Source organism: Acinetobacter sp. Tr-809 (assembly GCF_011753255.1).
GTDB lineage: Bacteria > Pseudomonadota > Gammaproteobacteria > Pseudomonadales > Moraxellaceae > Acinetobacter.
On record NZ_VWVZ01000006.1, the window covers coordinates 153,342 to 177,619 of the forward strand.

The 24,278-nt window shown below is 42.4% G+C and carries 21 protein-coding genes and 3 tRNA genes; 11 read left to right on the forward strand and 13 right to left on the reverse strand.

Going from position 1 to position 24,278, the window contains the following annotated elements:
* Window positions 1-11 precede the first annotated feature (11 nt).
* Entirely contained in the window at window positions 12-1,724 is a 1,713-nt protein-coding gene (gene pilB, locus F3J02_RS14370) for a type IV-A pilus assembly ATPase PilB (protein ID WP_167250331.1), read from the reverse strand.
* 372 nt (window positions 1,725-2,096) lie between these two features.
* Here pilB and tpiA point away from each other — a divergent pair, with 372 nt between their 5' ends.
* The 10 genes from tpiA (at window position 2,097) to F3J02_RS14420 (ending at window position 9,956) form a co-directional block, all read left to right on the forward strand.
* On the forward strand, window positions 2,097-2,888 hold the full coding sequence (gene tpiA, locus F3J02_RS14375) for a triose-phosphate isomerase (protein WP_167250333.1): 792 nt from the start codon (window positions 2,097-2,099) through the stop codon (window positions 2,886-2,888).
* Between the two features lie 12 nt (window positions 2,889-2,900).
* A complete protein-coding gene (gene secG / locus F3J02_RS14380; RefSeq protein WP_167250335.1) occupies window positions 2,901-3,230 on the forward strand; it encodes a preprotein translocase subunit SecG in 330 nt (109 codons plus the stop codon).
* A 57-nt stretch (window positions 3,231-3,287) separates the two neighbouring features.
* Window positions 3,288-3,372, forward strand: a tRNA-Leu gene (locus tag F3J02_RS14385).
* Between the two features lie 44 nt (window positions 3,373-3,416).
* Window positions 3,417-3,493: transfer RNA gene (locus tag F3J02_RS14390), tRNA-Met, on the forward strand.
* An 88-nt stretch (window positions 3,494-3,581) separates the two neighbouring features.
* Window positions 3,582-3,658, forward strand: a tRNA-Met gene (locus tag F3J02_RS14395).
* Between the two features lie 201 nt (window positions 3,659-3,859).
* Window positions 3,860-4,384 (forward strand): ribosome maturation factor RimP, encoded by a 525-nt coding sequence (gene rimP, locus F3J02_RS14400; RefSeq protein WP_005154900.1) that lies wholly within the window; start codon window positions 3,860-3,862, stop codon window positions 4,382-4,384.
* 37 nt (window positions 4,385-4,421) lie between these two features.
* Entirely contained in the window at window positions 4,422-5,906 is a 1,485-nt protein-coding gene (nusA, locus tag F3J02_RS14405; protein WP_004802322.1) for a transcription termination factor NusA, read from the forward strand.
* Between the two features lie 10 nt (window positions 5,907-5,916).
* Complete coding sequence (gene infB / locus F3J02_RS14410) at window positions 5,917-8,631, forward strand: translation initiation factor IF-2 (protein WP_167250337.1); 2,715 nt, start codon at window positions 5,917-5,919, stop codon at window positions 8,629-8,631.
* A complete protein-coding gene (locus F3J02_RS14415) occupies window positions 8,631-9,032 on the forward strand; it encodes a ribosome-binding factor A (RefSeq protein ID WP_004774100.1) in 402 nt (133 codons plus the stop codon). The genes infB and F3J02_RS14415 overlap by 1 nt, the downstream gene beginning before the upstream one ends.
* A 363-nt stretch (window positions 9,033-9,395) precedes the next feature.
* The gene (locus F3J02_RS14420) at window positions 9,396-9,956 is read left to right on the forward strand and encodes a hypothetical protein (protein WP_167250339.1); all 561 of its coding nucleotides are present in this window, start codon (window positions 9,396-9,398) and stop codon (window positions 9,954-9,956) included.
* A 210-nt stretch (window positions 9,957-10,166) separates the two neighbouring features.
* On the opposite strand, the gene F3J02_RS14425 is transcribed toward F3J02_RS14420, so the two are convergent.
* The 9 genes from F3J02_RS14425 to hisIE form a co-directional block, all read right to left on the reverse strand.
* A complete protein-coding gene (locus tag F3J02_RS14425) occupies window positions 10,167-10,541 on the reverse strand; it encodes a Na+/H+ antiporter subunit G (RefSeq protein WP_004802326.1) in 375 nt (124 codons plus the stop codon).
* A gap of 11 nt (window positions 10,542-10,552) precedes the next feature.
* Window positions 10,553-10,828 carry a monovalent cation/H+ antiporter subunit F gene (locus F3J02_RS14430; protein WP_167250341.1) on the reverse strand — a complete coding sequence of 92 codons (276 nt, stop codon included), beginning with the start codon at window positions 10,826-10,828 and terminating at the stop codon, window positions 10,553-10,555.
* Window positions 10,825-11,352, reverse strand: coding sequence for a Na+/H+ antiporter subunit E (locus F3J02_RS14435; protein WP_167250343.1), 528 nt, complete (start codon window positions 11,350-11,352; stop codon window positions 10,825-10,827). The genes F3J02_RS14430 and F3J02_RS14435 overlap by 4 nt, the downstream gene beginning before the upstream one ends.
* Window positions 11,352-13,163, reverse strand: coding sequence for a monovalent cation/H+ antiporter subunit D (locus F3J02_RS14440; RefSeq protein ID WP_167250345.1), 1,812 nt, complete (start codon window positions 13,161-13,163; stop codon window positions 11,352-11,354). Before F3J02_RS14440 ends, F3J02_RS14435 begins: the two co-directional genes overlap by 1 nt.
* Entirely contained in the window at window positions 13,163-13,531 is a 369-nt protein-coding gene (locus F3J02_RS14445; protein ID WP_004774108.1) for a Na+/H+ antiporter subunit C, read from the reverse strand. Before F3J02_RS14445 ends, F3J02_RS14440 begins: the two co-directional genes overlap by 1 nt.
* The gene (locus F3J02_RS14450; protein WP_167250348.1) at window positions 13,524-16,376 is read right to left on the reverse strand and encodes a monovalent cation/H+ antiporter subunit A; all 2,853 of its coding nucleotides are present in this window, start codon (window positions 16,374-16,376) and stop codon (window positions 13,524-13,526) included. The genes F3J02_RS14445 and F3J02_RS14450 overlap by 8 nt, the downstream gene beginning before the upstream one ends.
* Before the next feature lie 254 nt (window positions 16,377-16,630).
* Entirely contained in the window at window positions 16,631-18,013 is a 1,383-nt protein-coding gene (locus F3J02_RS14455; RefSeq protein WP_167250350.1) for an ATP-binding protein, read from the reverse strand.
* Window positions 18,014-18,037: 24 nt separating this feature from the next.
* Window positions 18,038-19,540, reverse strand: a complete 1,503-nt coding sequence (locus F3J02_RS14460; RefSeq protein WP_167250352.1) for a UvrD-helicase domain-containing protein — start codon at window positions 19,538-19,540, stop codon at window positions 18,038-18,040.
* Window positions 19,541-19,549: 9 nt separating this feature from the next.
* Window positions 19,550-20,317, reverse strand: a complete 768-nt coding sequence (hisIE, locus tag F3J02_RS14465; protein WP_167250354.1) for a bifunctional phosphoribosyl-AMP cyclohydrolase/phosphoribosyl-ATP diphosphatase HisIE — start codon at window positions 20,315-20,317, stop codon at window positions 19,550-19,552.
* Window positions 20,318-20,530: 213 nt separating this feature from the next.
* Here hisIE and F3J02_RS14470 point away from each other — a divergent pair, with 213 nt between their 5' ends.
* Window positions 20,531-20,797 (forward strand): hypothetical protein, encoded by a 267-nt coding sequence (locus F3J02_RS14470; protein ID WP_167250356.1) that lies wholly within the window; start codon window positions 20,531-20,533, stop codon window positions 20,795-20,797.
* Between the two features lie 10 nt (window positions 20,798-20,807).
* On the opposite strand, the gene F3J02_RS14475 is transcribed toward F3J02_RS14470, so the two are convergent.
* The 3 genes from F3J02_RS14475 to F3J02_RS14485 form a co-directional block, all read right to left on the reverse strand.
* A complete protein-coding gene (locus F3J02_RS14475) occupies window positions 20,808-21,185 on the reverse strand; it encodes a VOC family protein (protein ID WP_167250358.1) in 378 nt (125 codons plus the stop codon).
* Window positions 21,186-21,197: 12 nt separating this feature from the next.
* Window positions 21,198-22,514, reverse strand: coding sequence for an FAD-dependent oxidoreductase (locus tag F3J02_RS14480; protein WP_167250360.1), 1,317 nt, complete (start codon window positions 22,512-22,514; stop codon window positions 21,198-21,200).
* Between the two features lie 144 nt (window positions 22,515-22,658).
* Window positions 22,659-24,278, reverse strand: coding sequence for an ABC1 kinase family protein (locus tag F3J02_RS14485; protein ID WP_167250362.1), 1,620 nt, complete (start codon window positions 24,276-24,278; stop codon window positions 22,659-22,661).

Below are 24,278 nucleotides of genomic sequence, written 5' to 3' on the forward strand. Positions count from 1 at the left end.
TTTTATTGATTTTATTCACTTGTTACTCGGTTGACTTCTTGCAAAGAGGTAATTCCCTGCATGACCTTTTTCAAACCTGAACGACGTAGATTATTAAAACCTGCTTGTTCTGATGCTGCCGCAATTTGTAAGGCGTTACCATCTTCCATAATTAGTCTGGAAATTTCTGGAGTGACCTTCATAACCTCGTAAATCCCCACACGACCTTTATAGCCTTCACGACACTCAGTACAACCGACAGGTTGAAAAATTTTGAATTCAGGGTTGTTTAAATCTTGCTCAGTAAAGCCGAGTTCTAACAAGCTTTGTTTAGGAATACTAATTTCTTCCTTACATTGACCACAGAGGCGACGCGCCAAGCGTTGCGCAATGACCAGATTGACTGAGGTTGCGATGTTGAACGAAGGGACCCCCATATTGCGTAATCGGGTCAAGGTTTCTGGCGCACTGTTGGTGTGTAGGGTTGACATCACCATATGCCCCGTTTGTGCGGCTTTAATCGCAATTTCAGCGGTTTCCAGATCACGAATCTCCCCGACCATGATTACATCCGGATCTTGGCGTAAGAAAGCTTTGAGTGCAGCGGAGAAAGTGAGTCCAGTTTTGGGATTTACGTTGACTTGATTAATCCCTTCCAAGTTAATTTCAACAGGATCTTCGGCGGTAGAAATATTGGTGTCTTCGGTATTCAATATATTTAAACCCGTATACAACGAAACTGTTTTACCAGAGCCTGTAGGACCTGTAATCAGTAGCATGCCTTGAGGCTTATCCAGCGCATCCATAAATAAGGCTTTTTGCTCATCTTCATAACCGAGCGCTTCAATGCCAAGCATGGCACTAGACGGATCTAGAATACGAAGTACCAGTTTCTCACCAAATAGTGTAGGAAGTGAGTTAACACGGAAATCAATTGCTTTGGTCTTGGATAGTTTGAGTTTAATACGCCCATCTTGTGGCATACGTTTCTCGGAAATATCCATTTGCGACATGACTTTTAAACGCGAGGCGAGACGTGTTGCCATTTGTAATGGTGGGTTAGCAATCTGACGGAGTACACCATCGACACGATAACGGACACGGTACATTTTTTCATAAGGCTCAAAATGTAAGTCAGATGCACCCATACGAATGGCATCAATCAATAACTTATTAATATATTTTACAATCGGAGACTCATCGCCTTGTGGCGCATCATCCTCTTCTTTCGTAGGGTCTTGGCTAACATCAATGTCTAGATCAAATTCTTCGCTGTCGCCAAAATCGAAACTGCCAGAATCACCGAATTGTTGTTCAATCAGTTTTTCGAGTTTAGTGTGCTCAACAATAATTGGTTCAATATTGAGTTTGGTGTTGAAGCGAATTGCATCCAACGCTTCAATATTGGTTGGATTACTAGTCGCGACATATAAAATCTGCCCGCGCTGTAGTAATGGGGCAACTTTATGTTTTTGAATTAATTTGTTGTCTGCCAGATCACGCGGCAGCAAAGCCGTGTCATATACAGCCAGATCGAAGAGTGGTTCGCCAAACTCCGCAGCAATCGTTTCAGCAATGGTCAGTGGTGATAAACGATGTTGTTCAATCAGGTGTGCAACAATATCTTGCTGTGCTTTTTTAGCCGCATCAATTGCGGTTTGCATGGTTGTGGTGGACATGTGTCCATCTTCAACTAACCGTCGAATAAACCCCGAAAACTTTGGAGACGTATGTAATCCTGACATCTGTCCGCCTTATGACAATAAATGTTTATAATATGTATTTTAAAAATTATACTTTTGTTATGCAAAAATACTACTACAGAAAGTGTTGTTTTTGCCTTGATTCATGGTGAAAACTTTGAACTGATCGAGTTTTTTGCAAATTAATTTTCTTTTATTGAAATAAATCTTGTCAATAATCAAATCAATTCGATTTCAGCAAGCTTTTAATTTTCGAATGAATCACCATTATATTGCGGTGGTTGTATCGCTAATTCTATTGAACTTTATGATTTTTGATTCATTTATACGGCAGTAAAAGAAAAAACTGAATTTTATAAAAATCCGTGTAAAATATGCAGCATTTTTGAGAAATTAACAGTGGGTGGGCGAAGTATGTCGAACTCGAGCATTACTCCTTGGGTTGTTGGCAATTGGAAAATGAATCCAATGCATGCGAATGCTTTCCAATTAGTAGAAGAATTTAAACAGTTATTACAACAGGACAATTTTGCCGCTGAGCAATGTCATATTGGTGTTGCCCCAGTGGCAATCGCTTTGACTGGTATTCAAGCGCAATTTAAAGATGCTGCGAGAGCGATTTACACTGTTGCTCAAGATGTTTCTCGTGTTGCAGGAACAGGCGCTTATACAGGTGAAGTCAGTGCCGAACTGTTAAAAGACAGTGGTATTGAATTCGTTTTAATTGGGCATTCTGAACGCCGTGAGTTGTTTGGTGATGATGTCGAAATCTTAAAAGCTAAATTACAAAATGCATTGAATGCTGGTTTGACTGTTATCTATTGCGTGGGCGAAAGCTTAGAGCAGCGTGAGCAGGGCGCAGCTGAACAAGTGGTATTACAACAAATTTGTGATATGGCTGCTGTTGTAAAAACTGAACAATGGCAAAATATTGTGGTAGCGTATGAACCTATTTGGGCGATTGGAACAGGGAAGACAGCTTCTCCTGCTGACGCTCAAGCAATGCACGCAAAAATTCGTGAAGGTCTAAAGCAAATCACAGCATTTGGTGCTGATATGGCGATTCTTTATGGCGGCAGCGTAAAAGCTGAAAATGCAGTTGAATTGGCAGCATGTCCAGATATTAATGGTGCTTTGGTGGGTGGTGCATCTTTAAATGCGCAATCGTTTTACCAAATCGCAAAAGCATTTGCACAAAGCAAATAACGAGGAATTGAAATGTATAGTTTTATACTCGTTGTACATATCATTTTAGCAATTTTAATTATTGCTTTGGTTCTGGTACAACAAGGTAAAGGCGCAGAAGCAGGCGCATCATTTGGTGGTGGCGGTGCTGCTACTGTATTTGGTGCTTCAGGTGCAGGTAACTTTTTAACTCGTTTAACTGCGATTTTTACTGCATTGTTCTTTGTCACCAGTTTAACGCTCGCTGTATTTGCTAAAAAACAGACGACAGATGCGTATAGTTTAAAAACTGTTCAAACAACGACATCTGCACCAGCGACATCGCCTGAAACTTCACCAAATGCACCAAAAACAACTGAATAAGTTGAATTAGCACTTTCCTTTTTGCATTTAAGGGAATAGAATGCGTCCCACAATACTGCGGTGGTGGTGGAATTGGTAGACACGCTACCTTGAGGTGGTAGTGCTTTCGGGCGTGGGGGTTCAAGTCCCCCCTTCCGCACCAAACTTAATAACCAGTAAGTTTGGTGTGTGCAGTGTTTGTATTGTTGCGGGATGGAGCAGTCTGGTAGCTCGTCGGGCTCATAACCCGAAGGTCGTTGGTTCAAATCCAGCTCCCGCTACCATTTGATTAAGGTGCAACTTAATCAAGCGAGTATGAAGAAAACTTAAATTGACTTTTTTTCATATTTGTATATAATTTTTGCACGTTGATGCGGGATGGAGCAGTCTGGTAGCTCGTCGGGCTCATAACCCGAAGGTCGTTGGTTCAAATCCAGCTCCCGCTACCAAGTTTCTAAAAAGAGGCTCACAATAAGGTGGGCCTTTTTGCACAGTGGGCTTTGCTTTTCTGTGTAACATAGGGGCGATTTACGCCCTTTTTTATTGGTTGTTTAGCTATATCGTGTAGTTGTTCGACATCAATTGGTCAAATAGTCGTGCTTCACTATACGGTTAAGATTGATTGGCTCGTATGAGAGCGACGAGAGTAAATGAAATTATCAAATAAATCTCAAGCATTGCATGATCTAATTGCACCAGCTGTAGCTGCGTGTGGTGTAGATTTGTGGGGAATTGAATTCCTCCCACAAGGGAAACGTTCTTTATTACGCATTTATATTGATAAAGCGGTCGATGAGAATGTTGAACCTGTCTTAACAGAAGATGGTGAAGTTGAACTCGGGCGTGGTATTGGCGTTCAAGATTGTGTCCTCGTGACGCAACAAGTGGGTGCAATGCTTGATGTTCATGATCCAATTTCAGGTGAATATGCTTTAGAAGTTTCTTCACCAGGTTGGGATCGTCCATTTTTCCAATTGAACCAACTGCCTGCCTATATCGGGCAACAAGTGGCTTTACGATTAATTGCTGCTGTCGAGAACCGTCGCAAATTCCAAGCGAAATTACTTTCTGTAGACTTAGAAAATGAAATGATTCAAGTCGAAGTTGAAGGTAATCATGTGCTTGAAATTGATAGTCATAATATTGATAAAGCAAATTTAATCTATCAAGACTAATATTAACTTAATTTTATAAGAAATCGGTAGGTGACTTATGGGCCGCGAAATTCTTACCGTTGCAGAAACGGTTAGTAATGAAAAAGGTGTTAGTCGTGAAGCGATCTTCCAAGCGTTAGAGCAAGCACTTGTTGCGGCAACGAAGAAAAAGTTTTACGAAGGTACACGTTCAGAAGAAGCTCAACTACGTGTTGAGATTGATCGTAAAACGGGTGATTACCGTACTTTCCGTCAGTGGACTGTGGTTGCTGATGAAGATCATGAAATGCCAGCATGCCAAGACGCGATTTCTGATTTAGATCCTGCTCAGTGGTCAATTGGTGACGTACGTGAGTTGGAAGTTGAATCGATTGAATTTGGTCGTATTGCCGCACAAATTGCAAAACAAGTAATCGTACAAAAGATTCGTGAAGCTGAGCGCGCACTGGTTGCGGATGCTTATGAGTCTAAAGTGGGTGAGTTGATTTACGGTGAGGTGAAAAAGCAAACTAAAGATGGCTTTATCATTGATCTTGGTGACAACGCTGAAGCTTATTTAGCGCGTGAAGAAACCATTCATAAAGAAATTTTACGTCCTAAACAGCGTATCAATGCGATTTTGTATAACGTAAATCGTGAAGGTCGTGGCGCACAATTATTATTGTCTCGTGCGCGTCCTGAAATGCTGATTGCATTGATGAAAAAAGAAATTCCAGAAATTTCGGAAGAAATTATCGAGATTAAAGCGGCTGCTCGTCAACCAGGTGTTCGTGCTAAAATTGCAGTGAAAACCAATGACCATCGTATTGACCCTGTGGGTGCATGTATTGGTATGCGTGGTACGCGTATCCAAGCGGTACAACAAGAGTTGAACGGTGAGCGTATTGATGTCGTGGTGTGGTCTGATGATCCAGCACAATATATTGCAAGTGCACTAGAGCCAGCTGATGTATCAGGTATTGTTTTAGATGAAGATGCACGTAGTGCAGATATTATCTTTGCGACCAATGATCAGTTAGCGCGTGCAATTGGTTCGCAAGGACAAAATGTTCGTTTAGCATCGGAATTGACGGGTTATAAACTCGACATGATGTTAGAAGAAGAGTATCGTGCTCGTCAGCAAAATGAAGCACAACAATATTTAGATATGTTTGTTACACGTCTTGATATTGAAGAAGACTTGGCAATGGCATTGGTAGAAATGGGCTTCACTTCACTAGAAGAGATTGCTTATGTACCAGCTGAAACATTCGACGAAATCGAGCTTGAGGCTGATTTAGTTGAACTGTTACAAAGTCGTGCGAAAGAAGCTGCTTTGACGGATGCATTGAAACAGCAAGAAAATATTCAAGAGCCAAGTGCAGAACTTCTCGGTATGGAAGGTATGACGACTGAGATTGCGTATGCTTTGGCGGCGCGTGGTGTGGTTACTGTTGATGATTTGGCAGACCAAGCAACTGATGATATCTCTGATATCGAAGGTTTAGGTCATGACAAAGCGGGTCAGTTAATCATGAAAGCACGTGAATCATGGTTTAACTAGGAGATAATAGATGACGGACAAGTCGATTCAAGAGTTAGCGCTCAGCGTAGAACGTCCTGTAGAGAAACTCCTAGAGCAGGTTCGCGAAGCAGGTCTACCACAGCGTAAAGCAGATGACATTATTACCACTGAACAGCAAGATACTTTGGTCAATCACTTGAAAAAAGTACATGGTCAGGAAAGTGGTAACACAGGAAAGATTGCGTTGAAACGTAAAACAACGAGTACTGCTAAAGTTACAAGTACTTCAGGTAAAGCAAAAAGCATTAATGTTGAAGTTCGCAAGAAACAAGTTTTTGCTAAACCAAATCCAGAATTACTTGCAGCTGAAGCAAAAGCGCGTGTAGAAGCTGATGCAAAAGTACGTGCTGAGCAAAAAGTACGTAATGATGCTGAGCAAACTGCGCGTCATACGGCTGAACAAAAAGCCAATGCAACTTTAGAAGCAATGCGTGCAGCGCATACTTCTGATAATTCAGCTCAAGCGCCAGCAAAAACTGCTGTTGTGGTGAAAAAGCGTAATAGCGACAAGGTGATTAAAGCCCCTGTTATTCGCCCGACAGAAACACCAGAGCAAAAAAGAGCACGTGAAGAGCAAACTGCTCAGTTGAAAGCGACTGAAGAAGCAGTACGTCGTAAAGCAGCTGAAGAAGCGCAGCAACGTACACTTGAGCAAATGCGTCAGATGGCATCAAAATATTCAAATGATGATGCGACTGCAACGATTCGTGTGATTGATGATTCACCTTTAGCCGCTGGTCTTGTTGGTCAAGCGTATGAAGATTCCTTCAATAAGGAAGACCGTGAAATCAAACGTGGTGGTGCAACTGCAAATCCACGTGCTGGTAAGAAAGGCGGTCGTGGTGGCGATGCTCAATCAGAGCAAAGCTTCAGTAAAAGCCATCATAAGCGCGGCTTAAAAACCAGCCAAGCAAATAAACATGGCTTTGAAAAACCAGTTAAAAAGCAAATTTATGATGTTGAGATCGGTGAAAAAATCATCGTTGCTGATCTTGCACAAAAAATGGCTGTAAAAGTTCGTGAAGTAATCAAGACCCTCATGAAGATGGGTGAGCTTGTAACTCAGAACCAAGCGATTGATCAAGATACTGCTGTACTTGTAGTTGAAGAATTGGGTCACAATCCAGTTTTAGTTTCTGATACGCAAGCAGAAGATAACTTATTGGTTGCGGCTGAAGAAGCACGTGGTGAACAAACAACTCGTCCACCAGTCGTGACAATCATGGGTCACGTTGACCATGGTAAAACATCGTTACTGGATCGTATCCGTCGCTCTAAAGTGGCAGCGGGTGAAGCGGGTGGTATTACTCAGCATATCGGTGCTTATCACGTTGAAACTGAGAAAGGTATTATTACTTTCCTAGATACACCGGGACACGCAGCATTTACTTCTATGCGTTCACGTGGTGCAAAAGCGACTGATATCGTGGTACTTGTTGTTGCTGCTGATGATGGTGTTATGCCACAAACAGCGGAAGCAATTGACCATGCACGCGCTGCTGGTACTCCGATTATTGTTGCCATCAACAAGATGGATAAAGAGTCGGCTGATGTAGACCGTGTATTAAACGAATTGACCACTAAAGGTATCGTACCTGAAGAGTGGGGCGGTGATGTTCCAATTGCAAAAGTATCAGCACACTCTGGTGCGGGTATCGACGGCTTACTTGATTTAATCTTGATCCAAGCTGAATTGATGGAGCTTAAAGCTTCAGCTGAAGGTGCGGCACAAGGTGTTGTAATCGAAGCACGTGTAGACAAAGGTCGCGGTGCAGTAACGTCGATTCTGGTACAAAACGGTACATTGAACATCGGTGACTTGGTACTTGCTGGTTCATCTTATGGTCGTGTTCGTGCCATGGTTGATGAAAATGGTCAACGTATTACTTCTGCAGGTCCTTCGATTCCAGTTGAGATTCTAGGTTTACCTGATGCGCCAATGGCGGGTGATGAAGTTCTTGTGGTGAATGATGAGAAGAAAGCACGTGAAGTTGCTGATGCTCGTTCTGACCGTGAACGTCATAAACGTTTAGAGCGTGCGAGTGCAATGCGTCTTGAAAACATCATGGCATCTATGGGTAAAAAAGATATTCCTTATGTGAATGTCGTACTCAAAACTGATGTACGTGGTACTTTGGAAGCGTTACATGTTGCACTTGACGAGCTTTCTACAGATGAAGTTAAAGTCCGTGTAATTGGTTCTGGTGTTGGTGCGATCACTGAGTCAGATGTTACTTTGGCTGAGTCTTCAGAAGCGGTATTATTAGGTTTCAACGTACGTGCGGATAACTCTGCTCGTCAAAAATCTGATCAAGATGGTATCGATATTCGTTACTACAGCGTCATTTATCATTTGATTGATGATGTTAAAGCTGCAATGAGCGGTAAGCTTGCGCCAGAACATCGTGAAACGATCTTGGGTGTTGCTGAAGTACGTGAAGTCTTCCACTCAAGTAAATTTGGTGCAGCAGCAGGCTGTATGGTCCTTGAAGGTGTATTACACCGTAACAAGCCAATTCGCGTATTACGTGATGATGTGGTTGTGTTCCAAGGTGAGCTTGAATCTCTTCGTCGTTATAAAGAAGTGGTTGAAGAAGTTCGTGCCGGTATGGAATGTGGTCTTGCAGTTAAAGGTTATAAAGACATCAAAGCACAAGATAAGATCGAAGTGTATGATGTTCAATTGATTAAACGGAGTCTTTAATGGCGGGTAGCCAACGCTTAAAGCGCATGGCGGATTCAGTACAGCGCGAGTTGTCTGAACTTATCCGTCAGGAGCTTAAAGATCCACGTCTGGGTGGTCTTGTGACCATCTCAGCCGTGAAAGTCAGTGCAGATATGGGATATGCTGAAGTATATGTCACTGTAATGGGTCGTGAACTTGGTGATGATCAAAGTGAAGCAGCAAATAAAGAAACTTTAGATGTGTTGAATAAAGCGTCTGGTTTCTTGCGTCATGAATTGAGCCGTCGTATCAAGACACGTATTACGCCAAGATTGCGTTTCCATTACGATAAGACCAATGCCTATGGTAACTATATGTTTGGTCTGATTGCTGAAGCGGTTAAAGATCTGCCTGAACAAGAGCAAGATGAACAAAAGTAAATAGATATAAAAAAGCCACCTTCGGGTGGCTTTTTTATATCTTGGCATACCAATAGTGAAAATATTTAATTTTTTATAAAAATAAATGGTCTTGTTTGTTCAAGAAACACTGCTTGTCGGATTGATATATTGGATTATTGACTCTATTTGAATGGGGTATTAGTGTTAAGTTGTGGTTAAAAAAATAAACAAAATATTGCATTATTTTTAGATGAATTTAAATCTGACTTCTATATCAATATTTAGAATCTTGTGTTGGTGGTGACAAATAAGATGAGTTGGTTGTCTTGTAGAATCTTTGGTTTTCTGACTCGCTACTATTAATAATAAATTCTAATTATTTGACTTAACGGAGATTGTGAAATGAATGATACAAGAAAGTGGAAAGAACCAAGCCCTAGTCTTGATAAAGATAAAGACATAGATAAGCATAAAGATAAGGTCATTCCAAATGAGACGACACAGGTTGATGCAAAAGCAGTAATCACTCCAAAAAATGCGCAAAGCATCTTTTTGCAGGCCGTAGCTACAGATAAGCCGTTCTTCACTAATCCGACTCATCCACCTCTGGTGGTTCCACCTGGTCATATCTTCTATTGGGCCTCGGCCACCTCCTCGCTTTGGACTGATAATAAGGATACCTCCTCTAATCGTCCTCTTTATGGTTGGAACTTTGAGCCAAATGAACAAGTTGTCACTTGGCTTCGACGTGCGCAACTTATGGGGTTGTGTAGCTTGGGCAATGGAGAGTACTCAGCGGTTGGTTATGAGGAGAAATTTGATCAGTCTAAAGGTGGAACTTGGTATTACATAAACGACAGTGCAACAACGAGAAATTATTATTGGTATATGAACGATAACTTTAATTACTACAGCGATAATGCTGGTGTTGCAAACATGACTTTTATCGTCATGCCATATTAGTAAATTATAAGTAGGTTTGTTATATATCTACGTAATTTAGCTTTATAAAGAAATACTAATCTGGTTGAAGCCATGAGTTTACTAGTGGGGTTTATGATAGGTGGCTCATAGAAATTTAAAATAATAAAAATTATTTTTTATAGTTTTAAAATTATGAGTGATTAAAAAAGCCACCTTCGGGTGGCTTTTTTAATGCGCTGAATAAAAGTATTAATCTTTCTTCAAAGGATGACGACGATAGCGTTGCCAAGGAAGCGGACGATTTAACGCTTCTGGTACATCACCACTGGTTGAACGTAAGCGTAGATGAATCGCAGCCTGTGCCATCAAATTAGCCGATACAGGCGCTGTAATAAACGCAAACAAAGTAATCAGTAGCTCAGCAAAACCAAATCGGCCATGCATTGCAGCAAAGATCATGGCAGCAATCAGAAAGCTGCCTAAACCTAAGGTACTTGATTTGGTTGGTGCATGCAGACGCATAAACAAGTCGGGGAGGCGAATCATGCCGATCGAACCGATCAGCATAAAGAACGCACCAAACACCACAAAAAATGAAACGACAATCTCAAGAATCAGTTGCATAGCATTGCTCCTTAGTCAATTACATGACCTGTAGTGAAGTAACGAGCAAGCGCGGCAGTAGAAACAAAGCCGAGCATTGCAACCAATAATGCACCTTCAAATAGATTGGTGCTGACCCAATAAATCCCTAAGACCACGATCAAGCAGGTCGCATTTAGAAATAGGGTGTCGAGTGCCAAGAGTCGATCAATCACTGAAGGGCCTGCAACTAGGCGAATCAAACATAGAAACATGGAGATCGTGATGGCAATTAAACCGATACCCAATGCATAAGGTAAAATGGTCATTTAGTCGCTCCTTCTGCAATCTTGACATCAAAGATTTCGATTAAAGGCATTTCATAACGCTTTTTAATGTCCTGAATATCTAGCTCAGTATTATCAGAACTGAGCGCATGCACCAGAATATCTCCACGCTCCTGATCAATTCCTGCTGAAACCGTACCAGGTGTGGTGGTAATAATCATTGCGAGTAGGGTATTGACCTGCTCATGTTCAGTTTCTAATGGAACGCGATACCATTTGGGATGAAGTGCATCCATAGGTCCGAGTACCATTTTGGCAACACGAAAATTAGAAATCACGATATCCCAAAGCACCACAAAAACCAGTTTGATGGCAGGCATCCAGTGAATATGTGGTGTTCTGGCAATAAATGGGCTGACCAAACGTGCAATCCCGATTGCTAGAATCACGGCAATTAAAATATCGGTCACATCCAGACTATGTGCCAGCATCAGCCAGCTCAAAAAAATCAGGACAGACACAAATGGATGTGGGAACCAACGGTCAAGCAAAGATGGTTTTTGCATTAGTGATCCTCCATTGGTTTTAATTGTGTGCTATTTGGAATAGTTGGTGCTTCTAAAATCTGCCCAGCAATTTGACGTTGCTTATATTCAGAAATATGTTCACCTTGAAGTGTTGGCTTCGAGATAATATCTGGAATAAGTAGCGCATTATGATCCTCAACCTCACCGCCATATTTGGTTTCAGGTAAATAACCTGGATCATAAGGTTGTACGCTAATCGGACGACCTTGTGCATCATGTTTCAAAATACTTTGATTGTAGAGTGCATGATTTTGAATTTGCTGTGCTGTTGCAACGGTATAGCTTTGAATAGGTGAAGCAAAAACGACATAAGCCATCAAGCCAGCAAGTAATGCATAGATTGCGGTATCATTGCGCTTAGGCGCAACCTCAGGCAGTGCTTGATATTCTGTATAAGCCGCTTCTTTTTGATCTTCTTCTGGTGGTGTTGCACGCCAAAATAGAATAAAACCAACACGGGTCAGAGCAATGATACTGAGTAAACTGACAATTAGGATGACTGCAATGATCAAGCCTTGATACGGTGTTTCAGCCGTGGCTTGCAGAATAAAGACTTTACCTAAGAAGCCACTAAATGGTGGTAAACCTGCCAGCATAAGTGCAATGGTAAAATAAGTGAAAGCAGCCGCTTTTTCCTGTTTGATCTTTGGCGCAACTTTCAAGTGATCTTTAAAAGCACCACGCTGTGAAGTCATCCAGCCGCAGAATAAATAGAAAGCTGCTGCGATTAAGGTACTATGAACTAAATAATAGAGTGCCGCGGCCCATGCTTGAGTATTGAACATGGCAATTGCAATCAATAATGTACCAATCGATGACAACACCATAAAACCAACGAAGCGGCGTAAGCGTTCTGCGCCAATCGCACCAATCACGCCATAGAGCGATGTCACCAAACCAATAATCAATAAGCAGTTTTTGAAAATGCTCTGTGCCATCGCATCATCAAAGACTGTACCATTGACACGTAAAATGGCGTAAATCCCCACTTTGGTCATAATGGTAAAAATCGCAGCAACAGGTGTACTTGCAACGGCATAGGTTTTCGGTAACCAGAAGCCAACTGGAAGCATTGCAGCTTTAATACCAAACACGACAAACAGGAGTAAGCCACCTGCAATCGCAAGCTTATGCTGATCACCATCCAGAGTAGAAACCAAACGGCCAACATCAGCCATGTTTAAGCTACCCACGCTGCCATAGATCATACCTAAACCAATCAGGAAGAGGGCAGAAGCAAGTAAATTGATGGTGACGTAATGAACACCAAGCTGAAAACGTGGGCGGCCTTGACCATGCAATAACAATACATAAGAAGCCATCAACAAAATTTCGAAAAATACGAATAAGTTGAATAAATCCCCAGTAAGGAATGCACCTGTGATTCCCATGAGCAAGAAATGCACCATCGTATGGAAATAGCGTCCACGTGTGTCCCAATTGTCGCTTGCATACCAAATCACAGGAACTGCAAGTACGTAGGTGAGCAGCAGCATGAATGCAGACAAACGGTCAAGAACCAGCACAATACCAAAAGGAGCAGACCATTCACTGAGTTGATAAACTGTGATTTGTCCTGTGCTGGCAATGCTGACATAACTGATCGCGGTGATTAAACCTAAAACAGCTGAAGCAAGGCTAATTCCACGACGCCAAGGTTGGCGCCAATCTTGTTTTAAAGAACCTGAACCTGGATTGCCCAATAATACCAAGATAAAACTGGTAAATGCTGGGATTAAGATACTGATAATTGGAGCATGAGCGTGCCAAAAACTGTAAAAATCAAACATTATGGCTCATCCTCACGTGGGTCATAAGTCAAGGTTGGTTCTTCTTTAGAGTCGACATGATCTGTACCCGATTCATAACGACTACGTAATGCAAGTTGCACGATAAAGGCAGTGGTTGCGAAGCCAATCACAATCGCTGTTAATACCAGTGCTTGAGGCAATGGATCAGTGACTTTGGTCGCTTGGGTCAAAACAGCTGGTGCATTGATTTGTAAGCGTCCCATGGCGAAGAGGAACAGATTCACAGCATAGCCAATCATGGCTAGACCGAGAACGACAGGAAATGTTCTGGCACGTAGAATCAAATAAATGCCTGTTGCGGTAAGTAAGCCAATCCCTGAAGCGAGTAAAAATTCAATACTAACCATTTTCTTTATCTCCACTTGGGATTGGGCCAGCCATACTTGAGTGGCGTGAGTCTCCGAGTACAGAGATCAGCAACATGGCAGCACCAACAACGGTAATGTAGACACCTGTATCAAATGCGACTGCTGAGGCAAGATGCATTTTTCCAAGCAGGGGTGCTTCAACATAGATATGTGCACTGGTTAAGAATGGGCGAGCCCAGAACCAAGCAGCGATGCCAGTCAGGCCTGCGATGGTTAAACCTGCGCCAATCCACAACTCATAAAGACGACCAGATTTGGCTTTAATCATTTGTTCGGTTTGGTCTTGTCCCAATACGATGTATTGAATGATTAATGCCATTGAGGTGATTAAACCCGCAATAAAGCCACCGCCAGGTAAGTTATGTCCACGCATGAAGATGTACACACTCACGACTAGGGCGAGCGGTAAAATCCAAGATGCTGTAATACGTAACATCAACGGCGAAGGATTAAAGCGATAGGTTAAGCCCTGTGTCATGCTGGTACCGTGCGCACGCATACCGTCCATGAGGCAAAGTGCACCAATCGCAGCAATACCTAATACGGTAATCTCACCAAAGGTATCGAAACCACGGAAGTCAACCAAGATCACGTTAACAACGTTTGAACCCCCACCGAGTGGAATCGCTTGTTGCATAAAGAACCATGAGATTGAATTGTGATCGCGGGTTAGCAATAACCAAGTAATCCAGCCAATACCTAAACCACCTGCAATGGCAAGGCTGGCATCTCTCCAACGACGTGAACGACTTGATTCATATGGGGTGAGTTGTGGTAATAATGACAGGCTCATTAATAATAAAACAGTGGTCACCACATCAACTGTAATCTGGGTTAATGCCAAATCAGGTGCTGATAAAGTCACAAACACCATCGTGACGACTAGACCGACTGCACCACTAATCAAGACTGCTTTGATACGTTCATGATGGAACCAAAGCATCATCCAGCACCCTGAGAACAGTGTCAGCCAGAGTACGATCGCCACCCAAGGTGCATGGGTCAGCTCACGTGTGCCTGTGGTTAAGCCTTGGTTGAATAGCGGTAAGCCCACCATGATGATGCTAAACAAAACAATCCAGAGGATATAGCTTTGCAAAGAACCATTTTCAGTCTTTTGCTTAATCCTGCGGCTGATGAGTAATAAATTTTTCAAGAATAGATCGAACAAGATCTTGCCTTGGAATTTTCCAAGATAAGGATCTAAGTCGATTTTGCGAATACGACCATCTTTTGCCAATGCAAAATAGAAAATTGATCCGCCAATCAGTGCAATCAAACTCATGATCAGTGGGGCGTTAACACCATGCCAAATCGCAAGATGAACCCCCTCAAATTCAGGCTGTGCCAAACTTGCACGAGTGACACTGTTGACCATTGTCCCTGCAAATAGGGCTGGGAGAATGCCCACCAAAATACATAAGGTTGCCAAAATAATGGCCGGTAAACGCATACCGAAATGTGGTTCGTGTGCATCTTTATTCGGTACGTGTTTGCCAACAGCACCATCAAAGAACACACCATGTACCAAGCGAATCGAATAGCTGACTGCAAAAATACCTGCCAGCGTAGCGACAATGGCTGAAATCACCATCACTGGACCAGACAAATTAGCCAATAGCTCGGTAAAGAACATTTCTTTAGAAATAAAGCCATTGGTCAGTGGTACACCCGCCATTGAGGCAGCAGTGATCATGGTGAGGGTGCCCGTAAATGGAAGCAGTTGCCAAATACCACTGAGCTTGCGTAAATCACGTGTGCCAGTTTCATGGTCAATAATCCCTGCAATCATGAACAGTGCAGCTTTAAAAGTTGCATGGTTAATGATGTGGAAAATTGCAGCTGCAACTGCCAGTGGCGAGCCAATACCGAGTAGACAGACAATCAAACCTAAATGACTGATGGTAGAATAAGCGAGAAGGCCTTTTAGATCCTCTTTGAAAATGGCAAAACCTGCGGCCATACACAAAGTGAACAGACCGAAAAAAGTCACGATGTTGTGATACAGCGCAGCACCAATAAAGATAGGTGCTAAACGCGCTAGCAAGAAAATCCCCGCTTTTACCATCGTTGCTGAATGCAGATAAGCGGACACAGGCGTTGGTGCCGCCATTGCATTTGGTAACCAAAAATGGAATGGGAACTGGGCGCTTTTGGTGAATGCACCTAACAGGATCAGCAATAATGCAGGAACAAATAGTGCATGTTGCTGAATGGTATCCTTCATCAACACCAACTCATCAATTTGATAAGTGCCTGTGATTTGTCCAATCAACACAAAGCCACCCAGCATTGCTAAGCCGCCCATACCTGTAATGGTGAGAGCCATACGGGCACCGCGTTGGGCTGCCTCATATTGACTCCAATAACCTACTAATAGGAAAGAAGAGATACTGGTCAGTTCCCAAAACACCAACAGAATAATCAGGTTGTTTGAGAGAGAAATCCCCAGCATAGCTGCCATAAACAGCATTAATAACTGGTAGAGTTTGCTCAGAGAGTTCTTGGGGCTGAGATAGTAATAGGCATAAATATAAATCAGGGTGCCGATACCGCTAATCAGCAGACCAAACAATAAGCCTAATGCATCTAGGCGAAAACTCAGATTAATTCCAAGCTGTGGAAGCCAGTCCCAGCTTTGTTGCAGGGTATTGCCCTGTAGAACCGTTTCTGCCTGAGTCAAAAGTAAAATAAAACAACTAAGGCTGATGCCAATCGCCCCAAGTGCCGTCACGCCACGCGAAATACGCTGTAATTGTGAGACAAGGGTGGTGCCGAGTATGAGCGGTAATAAGATAATAATCGGTAGCACACTGGTATCCATGTCGATGATTTAGGTCGAAGACCTAAGGGGTGAATTTTCTTTCAAGACTTACAGGCACTCAAAGAGAATACCAAAAACTTTAAATCTTGAAGCCCAATCAAGTTAACGGAGGCAGCAAGTTGTATTGCACAACTTGAAAATAAAAAATGCGATTTATTTTACTATAAAATATCAGTAAAAATCTGATGTTATTACATGAAACAAACAACATCATTTTATTGATAATGTTTCAATTTCTGTCTTTTGATACGCCTTTATAATGGAGTTTCTTGAGGTGTATCATCAATCTTGAGTAGATGGAGTAAATTGTTCTTTTCTTGCTCGTTTAAGTCCTGAATTTGTTGGAATAAATCATCGACTTTGCTGGTCAATGGATCGGCTTGTAGCAAAGTTTGGGTTTGAATGGAATCTGCTGTTTCGGTCTGGGTAAGACCCAGATATAAATTTGAAAGCTGTTGTTGAGATGCTTCCAGATTGAGTTGATAAACACCCGCCTGATCGAGTTTTAAACATTGGTAATGTAATGCGTGCTCAAGTAAGGCATCTCGATTGCCTGTAACGATGATTTGCAGACGAGGAAAAGCCTGATGGAGACGTTCCAAAATTTCTGCACAGTGATTTTGGTCGAGTTGATGGTCAATTTGATCAATCATCAAAATCCCTTCGCCCTCTAAACAAGGGTTAAAGCAATGCTGATTGAGTAAGCACAGCCGACGACTAATGTCTCCAACCAATGCAATCCAGCTTTTGAGGGAAGCAGACAACTGCTGAAAGGGGATCAACTGATCGTGGTAACGCACCATCAATTGTAACTTTGGCACATACTGAATATAAATATCGTTCAATTCAGGGAAAACGGTATTTAAGCTATTTTTCAAGGCGTAAAGATTCGGTGCAGAGAGCTGCTTTGGATGATTAATCAGTTCTTGTTGTAATTCCTGCAATATCTCAGACTGATTTTGCTGGTTAAAGTCATTGCCCATTAAACGTCTAACGATATGTGCTGAGTGTGCATTTTCGACATCGCTGATTTCACGCAGCCATTCAAAAAAACGTGCAAAGGTTGTATATGGCACAGCAGTTAAATCGTAGGCAGAAATTTCCTGTAATGTCCCTGGGGTATTTTTACTTTGTAAATTGATGTCTTGGACAAAACGCTCAGCAGGGTAGTAAGCAATCAGTGGTAGCCCAAATAAAGGGTCTTGCAGCCCCGTTTTTTGATATAGCGTGACCATTTGATCAAGTTGCTGAGTTTCGACTTGACTGATGCCAACACTTTGACTATTAAATGTTTTATACAGTTTCCATGAGCAAGTCTGAGTATCTGTCTGTTGGGTTGAGCTGCTTTCAGTTAATACGCCAGCAAGCTCACTGCTCATACGCACCTGAATTTGGATCTTTGCTTGCAGGCGATTCAGCATAATGTCTTGATCAGCAATCACCACGCCTGCGGTACGAATATCTTTGTAGCGTGCGGAAAACCAAGTCAGGCTTTGGTAGATATTTTTTAAAATGGTACTTTTGCCTGTGGCTTGGTCGCCAAGGATCAACGTAATGGGGCGTTGCTCAGGATCAAATTCAAGATTTAAATCCCGAAACATCCCGATATGTTTAAATTGAACCGCTTCAAGTTGCATGAGCTGACCTCAATCAAGAGCGCTTTAACCTGCGGACTGACGAAGACTTGAGGGAGCGCACCGTTTTAATTGTTGTATTAAGTCATATAAGTGATGAATGTTTAAACTTACTTTAGCACGCGTGCAGGCTACGTAAAGTAGTCTTAGCTCTTCATCTGTAATTTTATGTTCTAGCCCATTTATTTTAAATTGGTAATCATCTTCGATATGCACGCGATTCCATTCAAGCCCTTTGGCTTTGTGGGCGGTTGAAATCACGTAATCCGCTTGTTCAATTGGCGTAATTTTTGCCAGTGCTTTTTTCAGTGGGTCAGTGCCATGATCATCAACTAGCTTAACCAATGGCTTGATATCACTGCCATCATTGGTTTCACAATATTCATGTACATCATGCCAAGAGTTAAACCAAGCCAACTCAGGAACATCGGTAATCCGTTTGCCTTGTTTGAGTAAGCTGGCAGCATCGACAAAGCGACTGAGTTTTTGATGATCAGCTTGTAGGCTGACTTTGTCTCCATGAACTAAGCCTGACAGCAGTAGTTCCATTGCTCGTGCATTAGTACGGCAGAGGATTGCATCACGCATCTTGGTATGTGGCTTATTCACCACACTGGATTTCTGGTTTGGATTCCCTAGCAGGGGCACCGTTTCATTCAGTGCACCGAGTAAGCTGTTGGCAACATCTGCAATCGCTTCACCAAAACGGAACGACGTGGTAAGGCGACTTTCAGGTAATGGCATTTGCTGCATGGCATTGATTGCGCCACGCCATGCGTAAATTTGCTGGTGTGCATCACCGACATAAATGACTTGGGTGCTTTTCTGACGCAGTAAAATACCAAGCATTAATGGGTCGGCATCTTGTGCTTCATCAAACAACACATAATCGGCAGGAATATTTGGTTCCGATAAGGCCCAAAGTTTTAAGTAGATATCGTGTCCAATCCCTGCTTGATGATTTGGATCAATTGATTCGAGCCAGCGTCGTTCCACCGCAGGGTAAAGATGCTGTTGCAAGGCGTCGATATCATCCAGATGTAACCAACTTGGCGCTTGAATATGCCGAGGTGCTGGATACTGTGAACTGGTTGAACAGAAGTAACTGACTGCATTTGCAACCAGACTGGCTAGACGACTCGGCATGAGTACATATTTTTCGTAACGTCCGCCCATTAATCGACGTAGTGTAATGGGCTCTAGACGATATTCTTTGGCAATAAAGCTTGGGCTTAAGCGCGGTAAGCGTAATTTGTCGGTTACGCCTCGTGGCGCACTACGAAATGCCAGCGAGTGAAAGGTACGGCAGTTTACATTGCCATGAAACTTATTTTGAGCTTCAGCAGCAATGGCTTTGTTAAACGCCAAGTACATACCACGCCGTTCAGGCATGGCATCACTAATCATTTGTAAAGTCGTGGTTTTACCTGTGCCAGCATAGGCAATCACTTTAAAGGATTGACCTAAACGAGCATTGTCTATGGCAATTGCTTGCTCGTAGGTGGCTTTGGGTTTCTCTATATTTGACACAGGCTCTGGTTACACTTCTTGACTACGGTTGGCTTTTTCAACTAAACCAGATAAGCCTTGGCGACGCGCCAACTCATCCAGCACCACTCGTGGCTCAAGATCAAAATAACCTAACATCACAATGCTGTGGAACCATAGGTCCGCCACTTCATAGATCAAGTCGTGTTTATTTTCTAAAGAAGCAAGCACGGCATAATCTTTCGCAGCGATAATACTTTCTACACTTTCTTCGCCAACTTTTTCCAAGATTTTATTGATGCCTTTTTTATATAGGCTGGCAATATAAGAGCTATCCGCTTCAGCGGTTTTACGCTCTTGCATTAAACGACCTAAATAGCTGAGCACATCAACTTGTTCACTTTGACCATGATCGTGTGTTTCAACTTTAGCTGATGCACCATAAATTGCTGTCGGATCTTTGAGCTGTGCATCAACAATTTCCCAGCCTTGAGGTGTCAGTTTGCGGTAGAAACAAGACTCACGACCTGTATGGCAGGCAATGCCACCATGTTGTTCAATTTGTAAAATAATGACATCGGCATCGCAATCCAGACGAATTTCATGCACGGTTTGAAAGTGCCCTGATTCTTCGCCTTTATGCCAGAGTTTTTGACGTGAACGTGAGTAATACACCGCCTGATTTTTTTCAGAAGTCAGCTGTAAAGCTTCACGATTCATCCACGCAACCATGAGCACTCGACCAGTTTGATGATGTTGTGCAATGGCAGGAACAAGACCATTGGAATCAAATTTAACTTCATCTAACCAGTTTGACATGAGTGAAAATCCATTGAGTGGAGAGCAGCTAGTGTAGCGGTTGTGGCAAGGGTTGGCTATGCTTGTTGGGTAAAAAATCGGTTATGCGATTTTTGCATGAGATTGATAGAGTGAAGTTTATATTGTTATAAATAGGAGTTAACTTACTTGTTTTAAGTAAAACTTTTTCAATCCGTACTAATTGAGTGTTGGGTAAAATTTTGGGGTTCAGTATTGAAAAATCATGAAAATCTGGCTTGTAGAGTGTGTGGACTTATTCAATTCGAAGCACCATGGGGGGGCGGTGGGAAAACACCTAACTTTATGATATGTGCTTGCTGTGGTGCTGAGTTTGGGTATGAGGACTGCACAAAAGAATCAGTAAAAGTTCATCGTACAAAATGGCTAGATACTGGTGCAAATTGGTGGGAAATAAAAAATAAGCCGGATCATTGGGATATTCATCTGCAACTGCAAAATATCCCGATAGATTATAAATAAAGTTGGTTTCTTAGTAGTTTGAAATTTCAATCAAATTTTGATCAGGATCTCTTAAATAAACTGATAAAATTTTCCCCATCGCACCCGTTCTTTCGATTGGACCTTCAATGATTTCAATTTGCTGTGCTTGGAGATGCGCAATCACTTCATTCAGTGGCGTTTCAGCAATAAAGCACAGATCTGTCGAACCTGCAGTCGGGCGAAGTGCTTTGGGTTCAAACTCTCTACCTACTTGATGTAGATTGATTTTTTGATTGCCAAATTGTAGTGCTTTGCGATTTTCACCGAAGCTAATGACTTCAAAATTCAGGGCAGATTGATAAAACTGACAAGTGACTTCAATATCTGCCACGGTTAATACCAAATGATCTAAATGACTAATTTTCATATTCAGTCGCTCTTATTCATATTCAGCTAAAGATTCATTGCGTTGAATCAAGGCATTTTTATTTTGTAGATATTCAGCAATCTGTTGATAGCTCATTTGCTGAAACAGACCTGTTTTTAAACCTGAAATAGTGATTGCCATTTCCTTACGCAAATAAGGGATTTGATACATCCACGGAAAGGTTAGGTCACGTAGACCGCCCGCCCACCAATGATCAGATTGATACAGCGGGGTGAGTAGGCGACTTAAAAATTGATAGAACTGGGTCGGGGAACGACGCTGTTGATGATAATGTTGCCACAGTGCTGACCAATCTATTTGCTGATTCTTCTGCGCATTCTGTAATGATTGTGAAAAAGCCCAGGCATCCAACAAAGCCATATTGGCACCTTGCCCGAGTTGTGGACTCATGGCATGGGCAGCATCACCGATCACCCCAATTCGCTCTTGTCCAAATTGAGACATCACCACATCGCGATATTGCGCTGACAACCATTGCGGTTGATGTTGTTGATCCGACAATAGTTGTTTGAGCCATTCAGCCACATCAGGCCAGCGATCAGCCACTTGTTTTAACCATTGCTGCTTTGCGGATTCTTTGTCTAGGAATGTGTGCAACTGTGAGGTCGGTAAACTCCAGAACACACTAGAGAGTCGTTGCTGAGACGCTGTTGGTATAGCACCTGTAGGTAATACGCCCATCATGATCTTAGAGCGGTCATAAAATTGATGTAGGATTTCAGGATTGAGTGTTGGACATTCAGGTACGATAGTCCATGCTGCGCCCCAAGGATAAGCCTGATCAACTTTTACCCATGCTTGAGGGCGTAATTGGCTGCGTGCACCATTGGCAATAAGTACAGCATCAAAACAGTCATCAAATTTGTGTTGCTGATAAGTACCTAATAATCGGACTTCGCTCGGTCGTTCTTCAATCTGTTCAATGCTATGGCTCATGCGCCAAGTCACATGACTAGAATATTCAGCCAGTTTGTGGGTGAGAACGTGACATAAAGTGGCACGATGAATACCGAGACCATAGAGATTACTACCTGCCTGATGATAGTGGCTATTCACCAAGAGACGTTTATCAGGAAGTTGACCTTCCAGACCTGTCACTTTAGCACCTAATTTTAAGGCATGCTCAAGGACACCCAAATGTTCAAATACCGCTAAACCTGCAGGTTGCAATAGCAAACCCGCACCGACAGGCGAGAGTTCATCAACTTGTTCAAAAATCGTGACGTGATTGCCTTCACGAGCAAGCAGAATCGCCGTTGCCAGTCCAGCTGTGCCAGCACCAACAATTGCAAAATGAGGTGTTTTCATTATTTGTTCTTTTAAGATGTTTATCGATCAGTCAGCTATGATCTTAACTGATCTCGAAGATTTTATTAAGATTTATCAGGCAAATGTTGAAGCATAAAACAAAGGCCGTATCCATGAGATACGGCCTTTGATGTGTATATCTGTTTATTTAGCAATACGCCACAATGCAATTATGCTGCTCAGGACAATCAGAATAATTGAGATAAACCATGGTGTAATAATCGAGATGGTCAACAAAATCAGCATCGTGCTACCAAACATCCAACTACGACGTTGCTGCTGTTGCATTTGTAAGCGCATTTGCTGGATTTCACGCAGTTGTTTGTCATGCCAAGCTGATTGGTTTTTTAAACCATTTAAGCTGTCAATCAATAAGCCTGGAATATCTTGAGCGCCAAGTAATAGGTCAGGAATTTGTTGTCCCAGTTCTTTCACATTTTTGACTGGGTTCATATTGGCTTTGACCCATTCGGTTAGAATCGGTTTTGCCAGTTTCCAGATATCTAATTGAGGGTAGAGGTCAGTCCCTAGACCTTCAACATGCACCAGTGTTTTGAGTAATAACATCAATTGTGGTGGAATTTCTAAATGGAAACGACGGGCAATATCCATCACCTGAATCAAAATTCCTGCAAAATCAAGTTGATCCATTGGTTTTGAAACCATTGGGCCAACGGTACGACGCATTTCACGGGATAGGGCATCTTGATCTGTACCCGGTGGAATCCAGCCTGCTTGATGCACAATTTGAATCAATTGCATGAAGTTACTGTTCATCACCGCCAGTAGCATACGTGCAATCGTCATTTGATCGTGCTTAGACAATTCACCCATAATCGCACAGTCCAACGCGATAAAGCGTGGATTGCTTGGATTAATGGTCTCGACAAAGACATTGCCAGGATGCATGTCAGCATGGAAGAAATTGTCACGGAACACTTGGGTGAAGAAAATGGTTAAGCCTTTTTCCGCCAGATCCGCACGATCCATACCCAAACGATCAAAGGTAGCAATATCCGAAATCGGGACACCTGTGATGCGTTCCGCCACCATCACGTCTTTACTATCCATATAGACTTCAGGCACGTACATCATGCTTGAACCAGTAAAGTAGTGACGCATACGGCGGGTATTATCCGCCTCTAAACTTAAATCAAGCTCATTTAAGATGATTTGACGATAGTCTTGAATAATTTCAGTGAGATGTAGGGCACGGGCCGCTTCCAAACGATTTTCCAACCAATCGCCAAGCCAAGCTAGAATTTCAAAGTCTTGTAAAATTTGACTGCGAATATCGGGGCGAGTGACTTTAACCACCACTTCACGACCATCATGCAAAGCTGCTGTATGCACTTGAGCAATTGAGGCTGCGGCAAGCGGTTGCTCATCAAAACGTGAGAATAGGGTTGATACATCTGCTTTCAGTGATTCTTGAATGCGCTGTTTTGCTAATTGGGTGTCATATGGTTTGACGCGATCTTGCAATAATACCAGTTGTGTTAAGACTTCTGGTGGAATTAGATCACGACGTGTAGACAGTAATTGACCGAGCTTAATTGCTAACGGACCCATGTCCTCTAAGGCTTCTTTTAGCTTCAGTGGATTTTTTTTCTCACGACTTGACCATGCGGCTGGATGCATTTTAATGATATTTAATGCATGACGTGCTTTTACTGGTAACTCTTCCGCAGGAAACAGGGTGTCAAGGCGATAGTGTGCTGCAATACGCCAGAGTTCGAGTAACCGTGTAACATGCGGAATCAT